The 17,567-nt window shown below is 62.5% G+C and carries 19 protein-coding genes; 12 read left to right on the top strand and 7 right to left on the bottom strand.

Features of this window, described 5'->3' with window-relative positions:
* From BXA07_RS04555 to BXA07_RS04530, 6 genes are all read left to right on the top strand, one after another.
* Positions 1 to 1,230 (top strand): phosphoadenosine phosphosulfate reductase domain-containing protein, encoded by a 1,230-nt coding sequence (locus tag BXA07_RS04555; RefSeq protein ID WP_076566044.1) that lies wholly within the window; start codon positions 1 to 3, stop codon positions 1,228 to 1,230.
* A gap of 20 nt (positions 1,231 to 1,250) precedes the next feature.
* Positions 1,251 to 1,535 carry a DUF4406 domain-containing protein gene (locus BXA07_RS04550; RefSeq protein ID WP_244556184.1) on the top strand — a complete coding sequence of 95 codons (285 nt, stop codon included), beginning with the start codon at positions 1,251 to 1,253 and terminating at the stop codon, positions 1,533 to 1,535.
* Positions 1,532 to 1,753 carry a DUF4224 domain-containing protein gene (locus tag BXA07_RS04545; protein ID WP_076566038.1) on the top strand — a complete coding sequence of 74 codons (222 nt, stop codon included), beginning with the start codon at positions 1,532 to 1,534 and terminating at the stop codon, positions 1,751 to 1,753. Before BXA07_RS04550 ends, BXA07_RS04545 begins: the two co-directional genes overlap by 4 nt.
* Positions 1,754 to 1,755: 2 nt before the next feature.
* Positions 1,756 to 2,784 (top strand): tyrosine-type recombinase/integrase, encoded by a 1,029-nt coding sequence (locus tag BXA07_RS04540; protein WP_076566036.1) that lies wholly within the window; start codon positions 1,756 to 1,758, stop codon positions 2,782 to 2,784.
* A 482-nt stretch (positions 2,785 to 3,266) separates the two neighbouring features.
* Positions 3,267 to 3,713: a hypothetical protein gene (locus BXA07_RS04535; RefSeq protein ID WP_139335423.1), complete on the top strand. Its 447-nt coding sequence runs from the start codon at positions 3,267 to 3,269 to the stop codon at positions 3,711 to 3,713.
* A 250-nt stretch (positions 3,714 to 3,963) separates the two neighbouring features.
* Positions 3,964 to 4,197, top strand: coding sequence for a hypothetical protein (locus tag BXA07_RS04530; protein ID WP_139335422.1), 234 nt, complete (start codon positions 3,964 to 3,966; stop codon positions 4,195 to 4,197).
* Positions 4,198 to 4,377: 180 nt separating this feature from the next.
* Here the strand turns inward: BXA07_RS04530 and BXA07_RS04525 are convergent, their stop codons facing one another.
* The 3 genes from BXA07_RS04525 to BXA07_RS04515 all read right to left on the bottom strand — a co-directional run bounded on the left by BXA07_RS04525 (position 4,378) and on the right by BXA07_RS04515 (position 6,236).
* Complete coding sequence (locus BXA07_RS04525; RefSeq protein ID WP_076566028.1) at positions 4,378 to 4,623, bottom strand: hypothetical protein; 246 nt, start codon at positions 4,621 to 4,623, stop codon at positions 4,378 to 4,380.
* 573 nt (positions 4,624 to 5,196) lie between these two features.
* Positions 5,197 to 5,775 (bottom strand): NnrU family protein, encoded by a 579-nt coding sequence (locus tag BXA07_RS04520; protein ID WP_076566025.1) that lies wholly within the window; start codon positions 5,773 to 5,775, stop codon positions 5,197 to 5,199.
* 68 nt (positions 5,776 to 5,843) lie between these two features.
* Positions 5,844 to 6,236 carry an Imm10 family immunity protein gene (locus tag BXA07_RS04515; protein ID WP_076566023.1) on the bottom strand — a complete coding sequence of 131 codons (393 nt, stop codon included), beginning with the start codon at positions 6,234 to 6,236 and terminating at the stop codon, positions 5,844 to 5,846.
* A gap of 147 nt (positions 6,237 to 6,383) precedes the next feature.
* Here BXA07_RS04515 and BXA07_RS04510 point away from each other — a divergent pair, with 147 nt between their 5' ends.
* From BXA07_RS04510 to BXA07_RS04500, 3 genes are all read left to right on the top strand, one after another.
* Positions 6,384 to 6,800: a GNAT family N-acetyltransferase gene (locus BXA07_RS04510; RefSeq protein ID WP_076566021.1), complete on the top strand. Its 417-nt coding sequence runs from the start codon at positions 6,384 to 6,386 to the stop codon at positions 6,798 to 6,800.
* A 31-nt stretch (positions 6,801 to 6,831) separates the two neighbouring features.
* Positions 6,832 to 7,554, top strand: a complete 723-nt coding sequence (locus BXA07_RS04505) for a M56 family metallopeptidase (RefSeq protein ID WP_076566019.1) — start codon at positions 6,832 to 6,834, stop codon at positions 7,552 to 7,554.
* 65 nt (positions 7,555 to 7,619) lie between these two features.
* Positions 7,620 to 8,120, top strand: coding sequence for a hypothetical protein (locus tag BXA07_RS04500; RefSeq protein ID WP_076566017.1), 501 nt, complete (start codon positions 7,620 to 7,622; stop codon positions 8,118 to 8,120).
* 6 nt (positions 8,121 to 8,126) lie between these two features.
* On the opposite strand, the gene BXA07_RS04495 is transcribed toward BXA07_RS04500, so the two are convergent.
* Positions 8,127 to 8,933 (bottom strand): class I SAM-dependent methyltransferase, encoded by an 807-nt coding sequence (locus BXA07_RS04495; RefSeq protein WP_139335421.1) that lies wholly within the window; start codon positions 8,931 to 8,933, stop codon positions 8,127 to 8,129.
* Between the two features lie 266 nt (positions 8,934 to 9,199).
* Here BXA07_RS04495 and BXA07_RS04490 point away from each other — a divergent pair, with 266 nt between their 5' ends.
* From BXA07_RS04490 to BXA07_RS04480, 3 genes are all read left to right on the top strand, one after another.
* Positions 9,200 to 11,680: an MHYT domain-containing protein gene (locus tag BXA07_RS04490; protein ID WP_244556183.1), complete on the top strand. Its 2,481-nt coding sequence runs from the start codon at positions 9,200 to 9,202 to the stop codon at positions 11,678 to 11,680.
* Between the two features lie 683 nt (positions 11,681 to 12,363).
* Positions 12,364 to 13,050 (top strand): hypothetical protein, encoded by a 687-nt coding sequence (locus tag BXA07_RS04485; RefSeq protein WP_076566013.1) that lies wholly within the window; start codon positions 12,364 to 12,366, stop codon positions 13,048 to 13,050.
* Positions 13,051 to 13,190: 140 nt separating this feature from the next.
* Positions 13,191 to 14,027: a universal stress protein gene (locus tag BXA07_RS04480; RefSeq protein ID WP_076566011.1), complete on the top strand. Its 837-nt coding sequence runs from the start codon at positions 13,191 to 13,193 to the stop codon at positions 14,025 to 14,027.
* 56 nt (positions 14,028 to 14,083) lie between these two features.
* Here BXA07_RS04480 and BXA07_RS04475 read toward each other — a convergent pair whose 3' ends face one another.
* From BXA07_RS04475 to BXA07_RS04465, 3 genes are all read right to left on the bottom strand, one after another.
* The gene (locus BXA07_RS04475; protein WP_076566010.1) at positions 14,084 to 16,402 is read right to left on the bottom strand and encodes an NADP-dependent malic enzyme; all 2,319 of its coding nucleotides are present in this window, start codon (positions 16,400 to 16,402) and stop codon (positions 14,084 to 14,086) included.
* 193 nt (positions 16,403 to 16,595) lie between these two features.
* Entirely contained in the window at positions 16,596 to 16,955 is a 360-nt protein-coding gene (locus tag BXA07_RS04470) for a hypothetical protein (protein ID WP_212592270.1), read from the bottom strand.
* On the bottom strand, positions 16,948 to 17,541 hold the full coding sequence (locus BXA07_RS04465; protein WP_076566484.1) for an SMI1/KNR4 family protein: 594 nt from the start codon (positions 17,539 to 17,541) through the stop codon (positions 16,948 to 16,950). Before BXA07_RS04465 ends, BXA07_RS04470 begins: the two co-directional genes overlap by 8 nt.
* Positions 17,542 to 17,567 lie beyond the last annotated feature (26 nt).

Genomic DNA, 17,567 nt, shown 5'->3' with positions numbered 1-17,567 from the left:
ATGAACCAGTCCGATATTTTCTCCGCCGGCGCCCAGCGCCTGCAAATGACCGACTCGATCGATCTGACGATCCAGTCGCTGCTGGCCTACGGCGCTACGCACGAACACTGGGGCATTGCCTGGTCCGGCGGCAAAGATTCCAGCGCCACGCTGACGCTGATCACCTACTTGCTCGACACCGGCAAGATCGCGCGCCCGAAGTCGTTGACGGTGTTTTACGCCGACACGCGCCAGGAACTGCCGCCGCTGGCCATCGCGGCGCGCCAGATCATGGACGAGCTGGAAGAGCGCGGCATCCGCGTCGAGGTCGTAACGGCGCCGATGGACAAGCGGTTCATGGTCTACATCTTGGGCCGTGGCGTGCCACCACCGAACAACAACACGCTGCGCTGGTGCACGCGCCAGATCAAGATCGACCCGATGGAGCAAGCGCTACGCGACCGCCTGGACCAGCTCGACGGCCAGATCCTGATGATCACCGGCGTGCGCCAGGGCGAAAGCGCTATTCGTGATCGCCGCATCGAAATGAGCTGCAGCAAGGACGGTGCCGAGTGCGGCCAAGGCTGGTATCAGCAGGTGCTGCCGAACGCCAAAGGCCTGCGCGGCCGCCTGTCCACGCTGGCACCGCTGCTGCACTGGCGCGTCTGCCATGTATGGGAATGGCTTCGTCACTGGGCGCCACAGGCTGAATTCGGCGACTGGAGCACGGCGATCATTGCCGACGCCTATGGTGGCGACGAGGCAGAGGAGGTCAATGCGCGCACCGGCTGCATCGGTTGCCCGTTGGCGGCCGAAGACAAAGCGCTCGATACCATCCTGCTGAACCCACAATGGGCTTACCTGGCGCCGCTCAAGGGTATCAAGCCGCTGTGGCGAGAACTGCGCGAGCCGCAGCATCGCTTGCGCAAGGCTGGGCGCGAAATCCTCAAATCCGGCGCCGTGGCGGCCAACCCGCAGCGCATGGGGCCGCTGACGTTCGAGGCGCGGCTGATGGGCCTTGATCGCATCCTGACCATCCAGGCCACGGTCAATGCAGTGGCGCGCGCCACTGGCCGGCCGGAGATCGACCTGATCAACGCCGAAGAAGAAGCACGCATCCGCGAACTGATCGCGCTGGAAACCTGGCCGCAGGGCTGGGACGGTGACGAGCCGATCGCCACGACCATCATGGATACGGTCTATGCAAATGGCGCTGTGCAACCGCGGCTCTTTTCGGAAGCTGATATATGAAGATTTACATCGCGGGACCTATGACTGGTCGACCGCAGTTTAACTACCCGGCGTTTCACCAGGCGGCAGCACTCCTGCGCGCCGCCGGCCACGTCGTGATCAACCCGGCCGAGAACCCGGCGCCAGCGTGCGGCAGCTGGATCGGCTACATGCGCATGAGCGTGGCCCAGGTGGCCAGCGTCGACTGTCTGGTGATGCTGCCAGGCTGGCCACACAGCAAGGGCGCACGCATTGAATTCATCCTGGCCAAGCTGCTCGGTCTGGCCACCTACCCACTGAAGAAAAAAGGGAGCATTCCGGTATGAGCGCGACATTCCTTGAGCCAAATGAAATTTGCGAACTGACCGGCCGCAAGATGAAATCGAAGCAGATCGATGCGCTCCGGCGCGCCGGGCTGCCGTTCTTCGTCAATGCCACCGGCCACCCTATCGTGGCGCGCGCAATTATCGAGGGCCGCACTGCAGCACCGGCGGCGGCGCCAGCGCGAACAAAACCTGTACCACGTCTCTACATCGGAAATTAAGCATGGGTCGTACCCCCACCAGAAATAAAAACCTGCCATCAGGCATGCGCGCACGCCACCGCGGCGCCAAGACCTACTACTACTTGGACACTGGCGCGGTGCCGCGCAAAGAAATCCCGCTGGGGCAGGACTACGTGCTGGCGGTGCAGAAGTGGGCCGAGCTGACGGTCAGCAGTGCGCCACCTGGTGCTGTCATCACCTTTCGCCATGTGGCCGAGCGCTATGTGCGCGACGTACTGCCGGGGAAGGCACTGGCCACCCGCAAGGACAATCTGCGCGAGCTGGCCAACCTTTACCGCATCTTCGATGATCCTCCATTTGCGCTGGAGGACATCGACCCGGTCGACGTGAAGAAGTATCTCGATTGGAGGAAGGATGCGCCAGTGCGGGCCAACCGTGAAAAGGCCCTGCTTTCTCACATTTGGAATTTCGCACGCGAGACGGGCCTGACCAACCTGATGAACCCATGCGCAGGCGTGAAGGGATACCGCGAGACGGGACGCGACACCTATGTCGATGACGTCGTCCTGCGCGCGGTATGGGATGCCGCTGAGCAGCCGCTGAGGGACGCGCTGGATCTAGCCTATTTGACGGGCCAGCGGCCGGCGGACGTGCTGAAGCTGTCGAGGGATGATATTGCCGACGGTGCGTTGACTGTCGTGCAGAACAAGGGCGGCAAGCGCCTGCGCATTGCCGTGGAAGGTGAGTTGGCAGCAGCGATTGAACGTGCCACAGCGCGCCCGTCGATGGGCCGCACGCTGGTCAACACGATGGACGGCTATGCGATGACGAAATTCGAGCTGCGTGGCGCGTTTGACCGGGCCAGGCTGGCGGCGATCGAGGCGCGGCCCGAACTGAGCGCCAAAATCCGCGCCTTCCAGTTCCGCGACCTGCGCGCCAAGGCTGGCACCGATACCGAGGAACGATCAGGCATGGCGGCGGCAAAGGACCAGCTGGGACATTCTTCGGAAACGATGACTGCGCAGTATGTCCGGCACCGCCGGGGAAAGCTGGTCAAGCCCACAAAATGACCGAGAATCCGTTCCGCAAACACGGATATGGCGCGCGGTCCTCATAGGGAATTTAAACGTGTCGCACACACCTGTATGCGGAACGATATAAGCAGATAGCGCTTTGATTTTATTCAATATTGCCACGGACTCAAAATCCCGCGCTGGAAACAGCGTGCCGGTTCGATTCCGGCTCCCGGCACCATGATCATGTATTACACCGTCTTACCAAACATCAAAACCCGCATGCTTCCAAGCTTGGCGGGTTTTTTGTTGTCCGTGTTTGTCCGTCGGCGTACAGTCAAAGCCATGCACGTTGTTGGTACTTTTTGCTGGATTCAGGATTTTCTCTAAAAAGTACCATCAGGAAGTGCGCCATGCCACTGTCCGCCCTGTTTGTCCGCCGTGCTCTACGAGGGCACGCCCAGCAGCGACAAGTATCCCGGTTAGGTTGCCGTATCTGCACGGGACTATTTTCCCAAAAAAAACATTTCCTTTAATGTATGATCCTCGATGGGTCTGATACCGCGTCGATAACTTTCCGACAATGGAAAGAAAAGGCATCAGTCAACCGTCTGGCGCCTGGATTTGACCGGCATGCTCATGCCGAGCCGAATAAAATTGCAAATGAAAAGCAAGGTTGGATCATGAATAAGAAATTCGCTCTCTTTTTTCTTTTGAATATTTTCGCGTTTTCTGCCTCGGCTCAGTGGAAAGCGACGACGAAGCAGGAATGTACCAAAAGGTGTGTCGAATCGGATGCTGGCAATCCCAGGAAAACGGTATTTGAAGAGAAATTAAGGCAAATCCGCGAGAAGAAAAAAATAGAGCAAGATGACGATAAACTTCAAGGATTGCTAAAAGAGGAAAAGCAAGAGATCGAAAATTACAAGGACAACGTCGAAAAGATATGTACGTCCATTTGCAAAGGCAATCCTGAGGCCAGGTAATTGGCGCGTCACTCGTGGCCATGCTGGTTGCAAACAGACGGGTTCTGTTGGGCCTCGTTGTACACATCATCAGTCCCGGTGGCCGAGCTGTGCCATGCATCAGCGACACAGCATGACGTCTGTGACATATTATTTATCATCGTTTGGCTTGGCAACATGCCGCCGTCCGGCAATGCCGACCGTCCCGAGTCAGCCAAAGGCAGACCTCATCGCCATTTCACGACACACAGACCAAAAGGATGCGGCCAATATGAACTACGAAGAAATCGGCAAATTCATCTATGGGGCATGCCGCAGTGGCGCCGCACCGATGGATATCGAGAACTGGATGGCCGATGATTTAGGGATTGCCCGCATACCAAGCAGCGATAATGACGCCGCCGCCAGGCTGATGACTGCTTTTTTTGCCAAGTACGACGATAGCGAGAAGCTTCAGGCAAACTATGACCGTTTCGTAGCAGAACTAAACAATCGGCAATCATAACGCTACCGCCCCCCCTGCCTGGCGGGCAGGGGCATCATCGGCCGCGCGTCTGCGGCGGCTCAGGAACACTGCCTGACATCGACGGCAACCGGTCAAAAGCGGGCCGGGAGCCCAAGGCCGCCGGCGGCACCTGCGCTCAGCGGCGCGACAAGACCGGGATCGGCCGACTATTCCTTGCCATCAAGGAAAGATGATTTCCAAACCGAGCACCTTGACGAAGAAGAAGGTGGCGATCCCCAGGCCCAGCAGCAACAGCGTGAAGATTGCGACTACCTTGCCGCTTGCGCGCAGCACCGCGCGGTTCTGCTTCGCCTTGTTCTCATCCTTCTTACCTTGATCGTAATGCCACTTGATGGCGAAGAACATGCCCGTGACGAGCACGAAGGCCTTGAATGTCACGAAGACTATAGGAGTCCAATCGATCATTTTGCGTATTTCCAGTCTATTACTTGACACTATCTATCGTGAGGAGCACTGCCTCAATACGCTGCCTCAGCAGCTTCCGTGCAAACCATCCCCTCCGGGCATCCTGTTTGAATCTTGCATTATAACCAGCCATGGAATAAGCATGGCAGTCTGCAAAGTGATAGGGCGAAGACGATGAGCACGGGGAAAACGTCGGCGACCGTCATGCAAGAATGGTGTTGCTGCATGTGCTGATGCATACTACTTCAAAACAATTTCCATACATTGAGACAAAATGTCCCAGTTGAAAACCATGCAAGATGAACATTTGACTATCTGGCTGCCGCGCTTGTCCGTCCCGGTGCGCAAGCGGCGATCGCCGCATTGCTCCTTGCGCTGACGCCGCCTGGCGACGTGCTCCTCGCTTGCGTGCCGCAGCGCCCCAATTCGGCCGGCACATCATCGCGGCGGAAGCGGACCGGCCCCGGATGGCGCGCGACATCCTGGCGGGGCGCTGCACCGGCGCGGAAGACGGCCTGCATGTCAGGCTCGGCTTGCCGGCGTACTGGAACTCCCCGCAGCTGGCGCATCCGGCTAGCCGAACGGCCGCACGCCAAACAGTACCCCATGCAGCCAGAACGCCAGCAGCAGCCACAGCGCACAGCCCGCGACTATGGCGATCACGGTGCCTTGCGCGGTGCCGCCCTGGTAGCTGACGCCGGCCGCGCGGTCGCGCCGCACGGCGCAATACAGGTCCACTGACGACCAGGCAAGAAAGCCGCCGAACAGCAGCACGTCGGCCAGGCTGCCGTTGGCCAGCAGGTGCGCGACGGCCCAGAATTGCGTACCGAGCAGCATGGGATGGTGGACCCAGGTCTTGATGCGGTTGCGCGGCACGTTGGCCGCCGCCAGCAGGACCAGCGAAAACAGCATCAGCAGGCCGCTCGCGTGGCGCAGGCCCATGGGCGGCGTCCACAGCACCTGCGGCTGCTGGCGGGCCAGGGCGTAGCCCCAGATGATCAGGCCCAGGCCGGCAAACGCCACGAGCGAATAGACGCCCTTCCAGCGTTTTTCGCCCAGGCGCGCCAGCTGGGCGCTGCGCCAGCCGTCGGCGACGATGCGCACCGAGTGCAGGCCGAGAAACAGCAGCAAACCGAGTATCAGTACCGTCATCGTGTTCTCCCGCATCAATACCAGTTATCGAGCATAGACGACGCCATGGCCGGCGTCGTGGGCGCAGATCAACGTTCCTCGCGATAGTAGTCGCAGCCGTCGAACGTCGCGCGCAGCGCCTGCTGCAGCTGGGCGTAGCGCTCCGGCGAAAGATTAAAACGCACGTCGATCTGGCCGTCGTCGTCCATCTGCATGGCCGCTTCCGCATCCATCTGCACGGACAAGCGGTTCGGATGCAGGATCACGGCGTGCATGTGGCCATACCAGGCAAATTCCTGGCCGCCGTATTCAATATACGGCTCGTCCATGCCCATGGCCACGTCCTGCTCGTCGTATTCGTCGGCCCGCTGCAGCATCAGGTAGACGGGCTCGCCTTTGCCGGCTGGCGCGGCCAGGGTGGTGATCAGGGCGTCGTCTTCATGGATGACGGACAATTCGGTGGCGGTAAATTCTGCGGACATGGCGTGCTTTCAACAATTCAAGGGATGGCGCCACCATAGCGCAAAAGCGGCGCGCACGACATAGGGCGCGGCGAATAAAGCGTGCCGCCCCCAGCCGCGCTGGCCACCTATAATGGCCATTCCATCCACATTGCACAGGAGAACGCTTTGTCCGCAGCCGCGCCCTATACCACCCGCCTGGCCATTCCCGCCGTCGCCACCTACCAGCAGCTGCGCATTGCCGCCGGCCTGAGCGCAAAAACCGCGGAGGCGGCTGCCAAGGGCTTGCCGAATTCCCTGTTTGCCGTACAGGTGCTGCTGGGCGACGACGTGGTGGGCATGGGCCGCATCATCGGCGACGGCGGCTGTTTTTACCAGGTGGTCGATATCGCCGTGCTGCCGGCCCACCAGGGCAAGGGCCTGGGCAAGCTGATCATGCGCGAAATCATGCGCTACATCGACAGCGAAGTGCCGCCCAGCGCCTATGTCAGCCTGATCGCCGATGGCCAGGCGCAGGATCTGTACGCCCAGTTCGGCTTCCGGCACACGGCGCCCGCCTCCGTCGGCATGGCGCTGAAGCGCTAGACGCCCGATGTCTGCGTGGCTGCCATGCAGCATGGCGCTGGCACTGCTGCTGTCGGCCGGCGCCTGGCGCGCCGAGCGCGCGCGGCAGCGGCGCGGACGCGCGACGCGCTGGCCGTGGCTGGCGGCCATCGCCGCGTCCGTCATCGTGCCCCTGGCATGGCTGCCCGGCGTGCTGAAGGCCATGCCGGCGGAGCAGGCACAGCTTAAACTGGGCTGGTTTGTCCTATCGAGCGGCATGCTCTTGCTGCTGGCGCTGCGCAGCGTCTGGCTGCTGTCGCACCAGCGCCGCTGGCAAAAAACCACCTTGCTGGGCACGCCCGTGTTCCTGAGTGGCGGCATCGGTCCCTGCGTGGCGGGACTGCTGCGGCCCCGCATCGTCATGCCCGTGTGGCTGCAACTGATTCCTGCCCAGCAACAGGCGCTGCTGCTGGCGCACGAGCAATGCCGGCTCCGGGCGCGCGACCCGCAGCTGCTGGCCCTGGCCTACGCCTTGATCCTGCTCATGCCGTGGAACGTGCCGCTGTGGTGGCAGCTGCACCGGCTGCGCTTTGCCATCGAAGTCGATTGCGACGCGCGCATGCTGGCGCAGGGCCACGCGCTGCGCGACTATGCCTTCGTCCTGCGCCGGCACGGCCAGTATTACTCGGGCCTGACGGGCGCCTCGCCCATCGTGCTGGGCGACCCGCGCGCCCTGCGCCGCCGCCGGCGTATCATGGCCAGGTTTCCCCGGGACGGCGCGGCGAACTTGCTATAGTAGCGGCCATGGCGCACAGCGCGCCGCCGCCCCCGGCCCATCCCCCAAGAAATCAGAGAGATACCATGCTTTACCTGCTCGCCATCGTGATCGTCATCGCCCTGCTGTACTACGTCTTCAGCGGCCGCGCGCCCGCCCAGCCGCTGCACAAGCCGCTGCTGTCGATACGCCAGTACGTGCCGGCGATTCCCGCGGGCGCGCCCGCGCACCACTGGAGCGACGAGGGCCGTTTTGCGTCGGAAGTGGAAAACGAAGCGATGTACCAGAGCGCCATCGCCAAACTGGCCGGCGAACACGGTCCCGGCAACGCGGAAGAAAAATGCCTGGCCCTGCTCGTCTGCGACGACGCCAACCCCTTCCAGGACAAGGCCATCGCCGTCTTCATCGACGGCCAGCTGGTGGGCTACCTGTCGCACAACGACGCCCTGCGCCTGCGCCGCAACCTGGGCCGCATGGACCTGGTGGGCCAGCTGACCTCGTGCGACGCCGTCATCCGCGGCGGCGGCCTGTGGAACGGCAAGCGCCTGTCCTATGCCGTCTGGCTCGACTTGCAGCCTTACAACTAATGATCGCTATGCCGCGCGCGCCAGCCTGACGGCGCGCGTGGCGATAAAGCTGGGCAGGTATTTTTCAATTTCAAAGCGCGGGTGGGGATGCATTTCCTCGTGGTAACCCGCCAGCACGAAACCCGCCGCCAGCTGGCCGCCGATCTGGCTGTCCAGGCCGTGGCCGAAGACCAGTGCTTCGCCCCTCTCCATGCGCGCCGCCAGCGCATCGGCATCCATATCCTCCACATCCGAGTACGGCAGCACGAAACGGGGCCGTATCAAGCCCTGCTGCGCCCATTGCGGATCGCGGTCGCCGATGAACACGGCCGGATTGAAGAAACTGCTCAGCAACACGCCGCCCTCCGCCAGCACGCGCGCGCATTCGCGCCACACGGGGGCGATATCGGGCACGTACTGGTTCGACACGGGGTGGATGATGACATCGAAGCTGGCGTCGGCAAAACAGCCCAGGTCGCGCATGTCACCCTGCACCGTGGCCAGCTGCAAGCCATCGCGTTCGGCCACCATGCGGTCTTTCGCCAGTTGCTGCTCGGACAGATCGAAGACGGTCACGTGCGCGCCGGCGGCCGCCAGCACGGGCGCCTGTTGCCCGCCGGCGCCGGCCAGGCACAAAATGCGCTTGCCGTGTACCGCCTCCAGCCAGCCGGCAGGCAGAGGGCCAGGCGTCAAGTGGATTTGCCACTGCCCGGCGCGTGCCGCGGCGATGGTGGCGCTGTCGACAGGCTGCGACCATGGACTGTTCCGGGCAGCCTGGGCATCCCAGGCTTGCTGATTGTGCTGCAAGAAGTTGTTACCTAAAGGCATCGTCATCCTTTCAGAAAAAAGCAGGACGCGAATGTAGCATGGCATAAGGTACGACGTCGCACCTTGCAAAAAAACCACACAATTCCTGATCGCAACTTCCTCGCCAGCAGCGCCCTTCCATGGGCACGGCAAGCTGTGCGCCCCCCTTTCCCGCATGGCACGGTTTGGACGACAGGGAAAATAATTATAATTAAGATATTTGTTTCCAGAAATCTGGTAAGGTAATCCGCATCGATCACCCAGTGGCGCCCGGCCCGCGCGCCGGCGCCGCGATGCGCCCTTTGCCTACGATGATACCTGCCAGCGTACAACAGCTGTTCCGCCTGCCCGACGACCCGGCCCTGCTCCACGCCGGCCAGTATGCGCCGGGGCTCGTGCTGCTGTCGCTCGTGATCGCCATTTTCACCTCGTCGATGGCCTTCCAGATGACGGCCCACGGCCGCGCGCAAGCCAGCAGCAGCAGCCTGTTGCACCTGCTGTGTTTGCTGGCAGGCAGCCTGGCCCTTGGTTGCGGCGTGTGGGCCATGCATTTCATCGGCATGCTGGCCTTCGAGCTGTGCACCAGCGTCGGCTACGATCCGGGCCTGACCTTGCTGTCCGTCGTGCCCAGCGTGGCCGCCTCGTTCGTGGCCCTGGCCACCATCAGCCGTCGCGCCGTCACGGCGCCGCTGCTGCTGTGCGGCGGCTTGCTGGTGGGCCTGGGCATCGGCGCCATGCACTACACGGGCATGCACGCCATGCGCGTCGGCCTGGCGCTGCGCTACGACCCGCTGCTGTTCGCGCTGTCGCTGCTGCTTGCCGTGGTGCTCGCCACACTTGCCCTGTGGATACGTTTCGGCCTGCGCGGCTGGAGCGCCACCCTGGGGCCGTCGCAGCGCCAGCTGATCAGCGCCTGCGTCATGGGCGGCGCGATGAGCGGCATGCATTACATGGGCATGCAGGCGGCCCGCTTCGTGGGCACGATTCCACCAGGCAATGACTCGGATAGCCATCGGCCCATGCTGGTCATCGGCGTGACCGTGCTCACCGTCGCCCTGACCATCGTCGTCGCCTCGGCCGTGGCCATCCTGCGCTACCGCGAACTGTTCCGCCACCTGCAGCAGAGCGAAGACTGGATGCGCTCGCTGCTGACGAGCACCGTCGACGGCGTCATCACCATCGACAAGGCGGGCGATATCGTCGATGTCAACGGCGCCGCCGAGCGCATCCTGGGCTGGCGCCGGGCCGACATCGCCGGCCGCCACATCAGCGTGCTCGTCAGCGATGCCTTCCAGTCCAGCGCGGAAATCGTCTACCTGCGCAAGGACGGCGCCCCCGTGGCCGTGCAGCGCTCGATGGCCAGCGCGCGCCTGGCCGGGCAGGATGTCTCTGTGCTGTTCATAGCGGACATCAGCGAACGGCGCGCCATGCTGGCCGCCCTGCGCGACAGCGAACAGCAGTTGCGCTCGCTGATCGGCAACCTTCCCGGCATCGCCTTTCGCTGCGCCACGGCGGAAAACCAGCCCATGCTGTTCATCAGCGACGGCGTGGAAGCCATCACCGGCTACCCGCCCGCCGACTTCCTCGGCGCCGCGCCACGGCGCAGCATCACGGGCCTGATCGCCGTCGAAGACCGCGCCTACGTCATCGACGTCTTCCGGCGCAGCGTCGCCAGCGGCGAGCCCTACCTGCTCGAATACCGGCTGCTGCATGCGGATGGCCGGTCGCGCTGGCTGTGGGAGCGGGGCAGCGTCGTGCACGACCCGGTGGGCGCCGCGCGCTGGGTCGATGGCGTCATCCTCGACATCAGCGAGCGCCGGCAAATGGAGCAAGACTTGCGCATGGCCAAGGAAAAGGCGGAACTGGCGGCCGCCACGGGGGCCAGCTTCGTTGCCAACATGAGCCATGAAATCCGCACGCCGATGAATTCCATCCTCGGTTTCACGGACGCGCTGCTCGATTCGCCGCTGACGCCGGAACAGCGGCGCCACCTCGACACGGTACGCCAGTCGGGGCGCTCGCTGTTGCGCCTGCTCAATGAAGTACTCGACACGGCCAAGCTGGACAGGGGCGCCGTGGCGCTGGAGCCGCGCGACTACAGCCTGCGCGCGCTGCTCGACGAGCTCGCCTCCACGTATGGCATCCCTGCGCGCGCCAAGGGCTTGCGCCTGGACGTCGCGTACGACCCGCAACTGCCGGCCGTGCTGCATGGCGATGCCTTGCGCATGCGGCAGGTACTGACCAAGCTGCTCGACAACGCCATCAAGTTCACGGCCGCCGGCGCCGTCAGCCTGGCGGCCCGCCTCGACGACGGCCAGCTGCACCTGCTGGTGCAGGACAGCGGCATCGGCATCCCCGCAGAATGGCGCGACGCCATTTTTGATCCGTTCGTGCAGGCCGACGTATCGACCACGCGGCGCTTCGGCGGCACGGGCCTGGGCACCACCATCAGCCGGCAGCTGGTGAGCCTGATGCAGGGGCGCATCTGGGCCGACGCCGCCGTGCCGCACGGCAGCGTATTTCACGTGATGCTGCCCCTGAATCGGGCGCAGGCCGGCGATATCCTTACCGCGCGGCAAGCGGGCGCCACCTTGCTGCGCGCCCTGCGGCTAGGCAAGCGCGATGACGCGGCGCTCGCCCTGCTGCGGCACGCCATGGGAGCGCAGGCGAACGGACTGGCGCCGCTGCTGCGCGCCATCGACGACTTTGATTTTTCGCAAGCCCAATCGCTCTTGCACGACTTGCTGCAAGCGCTGCAGGGGGAAGTCCCCTGAGCGGGCCACGCCCATGCGTGACGTGGGCTAAGTAAGCCCCAATAAATTATTGTGATTTCTGACTTCCATAACCGGCCCTCTGCGGCGTTGCCCGCTGCCAGCAGTGCTCGCACTGCGTCGCAGCGGGCGCCTTGCATAGCATCCGGTTCTGTTCGTCATAAATTCACAATAATTTCCTGAGGATTGCTTAGCTGCGCGAGCAGCATGGGTCTTTTCGATACGCGCGCTGGGCGGAACAGGAGGAAAAGCACGCGGCCGCCTGAAAAGTGAACTCCCGCCACAACCAGCGTTGTTGCGTCACACAAGGAAGTACCGGACACGCTGGCGCCGGTGCCGATGCAGACCACTGGAAAGGCAAGGAGTTCGATGCCATTATCGGCGGCTGCTGAAGATGAACATTGATATGCATCAATGAACGCATACGAAATAGTGCAATTATTTTCACTCTCGACGCGAATGGCTGCAGTGAGCCATGGCCATTTCGTTAAGGCAATATTTCAATGGCGACATTTTCTATTTGGCATTAAAATCGGCTGCGAATTTTCGCCTGCCCATGTCCTCACCCATAGAAATGTCTACAGAATATGCGTAAAACCAGCTACTTCGGAGCAGCGCTCCTCGTGCTCATGCTGTTACAAGGATGTGCCAAAGGCATAGACCACCAACTCGATACCGGCCATGGCATGGAGCTCTACAAATCGTCCTTGCAGGAAGCGTTCAAGGACATGCCGCAAAAAGAGCAGCAGGCTTACGATTGGGCCGTCAGCGATTTCAATCTGCAACGATTGCATGCAAGCTATCCAAACGGCACGCCGAAAGCCATCATCCGTGCTGAACGCGACAAGATCATTCTCGAAGTGCCGGCAAAGCTGGCGCAACTGGAAACGGCCAGGGCGGCCTATGTGGCCGGCTATGCGGATCTATCGAAAATTACCGCCAGCGACGTGCGTTTTACGATGGAAAAGGATTATTTCGGCTTGCAACCGACTGTCGCCGCGACCATCCACAATGGCAGTTCGCACGACCTGAGCAGCGTCAAGTTTGTCGCTCGCCTGTATGTCGACGACAAGCCGGAACCGGTGGCGGAATCCGAACTCTTCAGCAATTACAACAACGATAGCGGCAACAGCACCGGCTTGCGCCGCGGCGATACCATCAAGACGCAGTTCCGCATCGGCTTCGTCTCCGGCGATGCCAACTGGAAAACCGTGGAAATCCAGCAAGCCGGAAAAACGCGGGCGGAAGTGACCGTCTTGCCGGACTCGGCCACCGACACGGGCAACCGCCGCATTCTCGACGACCAGGCCGCAAAGCAATCCAAAGCCCTGCAAAACGCATTGAACACGGCCAAAGGCATGGCAGATATCTGACACAACAATAGGCTGCACCTCGCTGTTTTTTTGACCGATATCAAGTCCGGCATAAGAAAACTGCCGTCCAGTACGGCAATGCTGGACTTAGCCGTGTTGCCGTTCTAGCCTTGTTGCCATCCTGACTAGCGAATGACACCATGGCTTACAAATCCATCCTCGTCCACGCCGACCTGTCGCGCCATGCGCCGCAGCGCATCGCCATCGCGGCGCGGCTGGCGCACGCGCACCAGGCGCACCTGATCGGCGCGGCGATGACGGGCGTGTCGCGCTTTACCCTGGAAAACAACCGCGGCATGCGCGGCGCCGCCGTGGCGGCGCAGATTGCCGCCCTGCACGGCCAGGCGCAACAGGTGCTGGAGCAGTTCGAAACGCTGGCGCGCCAGGCGGGCGCCGTGTCGATCGAGCGGCGCCTGATCGAAGACGATGAAGATGGCGGCATGGCCGTCAGCGCCCGCTACAGCGACTTGACCGTACTCAGCCAGCACGACGCCAGCGAGGCGCTGCCCGGCGCCATGAGCGACCTGGTGCCCTACGTGATGCTCAACGCGGCCCGCCCCGTGCTGATCGTGCCGCACAGCGGGCAATTTGCACAAGTGGACAGCACGGTGCTGGTCGCCTGGGACGGCAGCATGGAAGCGACGCGCGCCATCGGCCACGCCCTGCCGCTCTTGCGCGCGGCGCGCCTGGTGGTGCTGGCCCTGCTGCACCCGCCCACGGGCCACGCCCAGCCGGCCCGCCATCCGGGCGCCGACATCGCCGCCTACCTGAGCCGTCACGGCGTGCCCGTCGAAGTGCGCCCCGCCGTCACCACGGGCGACGTCGGCGCGGCGCTGCTGGCCATGGCGGCCGAAGTGCATGCGGGCCTGCTCGTGATGGGCGGCTACGGCCACGCGCGCTTCCGCGAAATTTTACTGGGCGGCGTAACGGAAACCGTGCTGCGCCAGATGACCTTGCCCGTGCTGATGGCACACTGACGTCAAAAAGCCGCGCCTCCTTGCGGATGGCGCGGCTTTCAATCAGCAGCTAGCGCTTAAACTTTGCGCTGTGCCACGGCGTCGACGACGCACAGGGCCGTCATGTTGACGATGCGGCGCACGGTGGCCGATGGCGTCAGAATGTGCACGGGCTTGGCGCAGCCGAGCAGGATCGGGCCCACGGCGATGCCGTTGCCGGCCGCCGTCTTCACCAGGTTGTAGGCGATGTTGGCCGATTCGATGTTCGGCATGACGAGCAGGTTGGCGTCGTTCTTCAGTGCCGAATTCGGCATGATTTTCTGGCGCAGCTTGCTGTCGAGGGCCGTATCGCCGTGCATTTCGCCGTCGATTTCCAGGTCCGGCGCGCGTTCCTTGATGATGGCCAGCGCGGCGCGCATCTTTTGCGCCGAGGCGCTGTCGCTGGAACCGAAGTTCGAGTGCGACAGCAGGGCCGCGCGCGGCGACAGGCCGAAACGGGTCATTTCTTCGGCGGCCATGATGGTGATCTCGGCCAATTGCCCGGCGTCCGGGTTTTCATTGACGTGCGTGTCGACCATCACCAATTGACGCTCAGGCATGATCAGCACGTTCATGGCCGCGTAGACATTGCTGCCGGCGCGCTTGCCCAGCACCTGGTCGATGTATTTCAGGTGCAGCTGGGTGGTGCCGAAAGTGCCGCAGATCATGCCGTCGGCGTCGCCCTTGTGGATCATCATCGAACCGATCAGGGTGTGGCGGCGGCGCATTTCCAGTTTAGCGTATTCCTCGGTGACGCCTTTGCGGCTGGTCATGGCGTAATACGTATTCCAGTAATCGCGGTAGCGCTCGTCGAAGTCCGGGTTGATGACGTCGAAATCGACGCCCTGCTTGAGGCGCAGGCCGAATTTCTGGATGCGCGCTTCGAGCACGGGCGGACGGCCCACCAGGATGGGGCGCGCCAGTTTTTCATCGACCACCACTTGCACGGCGCGCAGCACGCGCTCTTCTTCGCCTTCGGCGTAGACGATGCGCTTGAGTTCGGCCGGCGTGGACTTGGCCATCAGGAACAGCGGTTTCATGAAGGTGCCGCTGCGGTAGACGAATTGCTGCAGGCTGTCCGCGTACGCCTGCAAGTCCTTGATCGGACGCGTGGCGACGCCCGATTCCTCGGCCGCCTTGGCGACGGCGGGCGCGATCTTGATCAGCAAGCGCGGATCGAACGGCATCGGGATCAGGTATTCAGGACCGAACGACAGGTTGCTGATGCCGTAGGTGGTGGCGACGATATCGGACTGCTCGGCATGCGCCAGGTCGGCGATCGCGTGCACGACGGCGATTTCCATCTCGCGCGTGATGGTGGTGGCGCCGCAATCGAGGGCGCCGCGGAAGATGTAGGGGAAGCACAGCACGTTGTTGACCTGGTTCGGATAGTCCGAACGGCCCGTGGCGATGATGGCGTCGCTGCGCACGGCCTTGACTTCTTCCGGCAGGATTTCCGGATTCGGGTTGGCCAGCGCCAGGATCAGCGGGTTCGGCGCCATCTTGCGCACCATGTCCTGTTTCAGCACGCCGCCGGCGGACACGCCGAGGAAGATGTCGGCGTCCGGGATGATCTCGGCCAGGGTGCGCAGCGGCGTGTCTTGCGCGAAGCGTTCCTTGTCCGGGTCCATCAGTTCCGTGCGGCCCTTGTAGACGACGCCGGCCAGGTCGGTGACGTAGATGTTTTTCAGGGGGAAGCCCAGGTCGACGATCAGGTCCAGGCAGGCCAGTGCCGCGGCGCCGGCGCCCGACACGACCAGCTTGCAGTCCGCGATTTCCTTGCCGACGGCTTTCAGGCCGTTCAGGATGGCCGCGCCGACGATGATGGCGGTGCCGTGCTGGTCGTCATGGAAGACGGGAATCTTCATGCGGTCGCGCAGCTGGCGCTCGATGTAGAAGCACTCGGGCGCCTTGATGTCTTCCAGGTTCACGCCGCCGAAGGTCGGCTCCAGCGAAGCGATGATGTCGACCAGTTTATCGGGATCCGATTCGTTGATTTCGATGTCGAAGACGTCGATGCCGGCGAATTTCTTGAACAGCACGCCCTTGCCTTCCATCACCGGCTTGGCGGCCAGCGGGCCGATATTGCCCAGTCCCAGCACGGCCGTGCCGTTGGTGATGACGGCCACCAGGTTGCCGCGCGCCGTGTATTTATAGGCGTTCGCCGGATCGATGACGATTTCTTCGCACGGCGCGGCCACGCCTGGCGAGTAGGCCAGCGCCAGGTCGCGCTGGTTGGTCAGTTGTTTGGTGGGCGTCACGCTGATTTTGCCGGGGCGCGGGCACTCGTGGTACTCGAGTGCGGCCAAGCGCAATTGTTGACGCAATTCTTCTTTTTTATCAGATGACGAATCCATGCTGTGCTGCCTTCCTGTTTGGTCGATCGGGGTGCTTCCGATTTTATCAGACCGATTCTTTCAATTAGCTAGGTATTTTCCGCTAGCCACAGTCTGATATCACGAAAACGCATAACCTAGCATTGTAAGGCCGTCCGGCGGCACAAACGTCCTGAGCAGCAAAAACTATCGAATTGTAGATTTCAATTGATTTTTATGATGACCGGCCGGGCGCGCGCCACAGCGGCAGCGCGGCAACGGCGCGCTCGATATCGTCCATCTCGTCGTCGCCCAAGGTGGTGTCGAAGGGGGCGGACAGGAGGCGGCGCATCAGCGCCAGGCGCGTCGTGGCCTGCTCCTCGTCGATGAAGCGCGTCGTTTCCGCGCAATACCGTGCGCGGCGCTGGGCATCGGCGCCGTCATCGTCGCCGTCAGGATAATAATGGCGGCCGATGTGATTGAGCGATATCAACAAAAATTCGATCTCGCGCAGGATGCGCAGCGCATCTTCGCCGGACAGCACGATGCGCCGGTTGGCCGGCAGCAGGGACGGCGGCGCGGCCGGACTATTCAAAATTGTCCTCGATCAGGAAGCCGTAATTGTCATCGATCAGCATCTGCAGGTAGGCGTCGAAGCTGTCGGCGATGACCTGGTAATTGTCGGGATCGTGCAGGAAGCGCACGACCTGCCCCACCTTGCCCGACGCCGCGGGCGTGAAATCGACATACAGCCGCGAGGAGCCGCCATTGTTCATGCAATGCGAAAAACACAGGCGCTGGCCCTGCTGGATGCCCGCATCGATGCGGGCGTCGACGATGCCGGGGTCGTCTTCCAGGTAATGGCCATAGATATCGGCGATGCTGCGCTGGTTCGCCTGCCGGTCTTCCAGGATCTGTTCGACGGAGCTCAGGTAATACGGATACTCGAATACGTCCGAACCCAGCATGTATACCAGCACCGTGCCGCCCGCATACTTCTGATAATAGGTGCCGTTGTACTGAGCCAGCAAGCGCAGCAGGCTGTCAGGACACAGCGGATAGGCCTGGCGCAAGCTGTCCAGTTGCGCCGCGCTGGCGCCGCTGGCCAGCGCCAGTTCGGCCAGCGGCTCCGGCGGCATGGCCTGGCGCAGGCCGGCTAAATAGTGGTCGACGATGTTCATGGCCAAAATATATCAGCTGGCCGATG

Source organism: Janthinobacterium sp. TND4EL3 (assembly GCF_900156175.1).
Classification (GTDB): Bacteria; Pseudomonadota; Gammaproteobacteria; order Burkholderiales; family Burkholderiaceae_D; genus Janthinobacterium.
Note: the sequence above shows the minus strand (reverse complement) of the source record. Positions and strands in the feature narration are given on the sequence as shown.

Bases quoted from the DNA above. Each gene is read 5' to 3' on its own strand.
- BXA07_RS04495 (WP_139335421.1), bottom strand. From the start codon at position 8,933: ATGACGATGCCTTTAGGTAACAACTTCTTGCAGCACAATCAGCAAGCC.
- BXA07_RS04475 (WP_076566010.1), bottom strand. From the start codon at position 16,402: ATGGATTCGTCATCTGATAAAAAAGAAGAATTGCGTCAACAATTGCGC.
- BXA07_RS04535 (WP_139335423.1), top strand. From the start codon at position 3,267: ATGATCCTCGATGGGTCTGATACCGCGTCGATAACTTTCCGACAATGG.
- BXA07_RS04485 (WP_076566013.1), top strand. From the start codon at position 12,364: ATGGAGCTCTACAAATCGTCCTTGCAGGAAGCGTTCAAGGACATGCCG.
- BXA07_RS04515 (WP_076566023.1), bottom strand. From the start codon at position 6,236: ATGTCCGCAGAATTTACCGCCACCGAATTGTCCGTCATCCATGAAGAC.
- BXA07_RS04545 (WP_076566038.1), top strand. From the start codon at position 1,532: ATGAGCGCGACATTCCTTGAGCCAAATGAAATTTGCGAACTGACCGGC.
- BXA07_RS04480 (WP_076566011.1), top strand. From the start codon at position 13,191: ATGGCTTACAAATCCATCCTCGTCCACGCCGACCTGTCGCGCCATGCG.
- BXA07_RS04550 (WP_244556184.1), top strand. From the start codon at position 1,251: ATGACTGGTCGACCGCAGTTTAACTACCCGGCGTTTCACCAGGCGGCA.
- BXA07_RS04490 (WP_244556183.1), top strand. From the start codon at position 9,200: ATGCGCCCTTTGCCTACGATGATACCTGCCAGCGTACAACAGCTGTTC.
- BXA07_RS04500 (WP_076566017.1), top strand. From the start codon at position 7,620: ATGCTTTACCTGCTCGCCATCGTGATCGTCATCGCCCTGCTGTACTAC.
- BXA07_RS04555 (WP_076566044.1), top strand. From the start codon at position 1: ATGAACCAGTCCGATATTTTCTCCGCCGGCGCCCAGCGCCTGCAAATG.
- BXA07_RS04505 (WP_076566019.1), top strand. From the start codon at position 6,832: ATGGCGCTGGCACTGCTGCTGTCGGCCGGCGCCTGGCGCGCCGAGCGC.
- BXA07_RS04465 (WP_076566484.1), bottom strand. From the start codon at position 17,541: ATGAACATCGTCGACCACTATTTAGCCGGCCTGCGCCAGGCCATGCCG.
- BXA07_RS04525 (WP_076566028.1), bottom strand. From the start codon at position 4,623: ATGATCGATTGGACTCCTATAGTCTTCGTGACATTCAAGGCCTTCGTG.
- BXA07_RS04520 (WP_076566025.1), bottom strand. From the start codon at position 5,775: ATGACGGTACTGATACTCGGTTTGCTGCTGTTTCTCGGCCTGCACTCG.
- BXA07_RS04530 (WP_139335422.1), top strand. From the start codon at position 3,964: ATGAACTACGAAGAAATCGGCAAATTCATCTATGGGGCATGCCGCAGT.
- BXA07_RS04540 (WP_076566036.1), top strand. From the start codon at position 1,756: ATGGGTCGTACCCCCACCAGAAATAAAAACCTGCCATCAGGCATGCGC.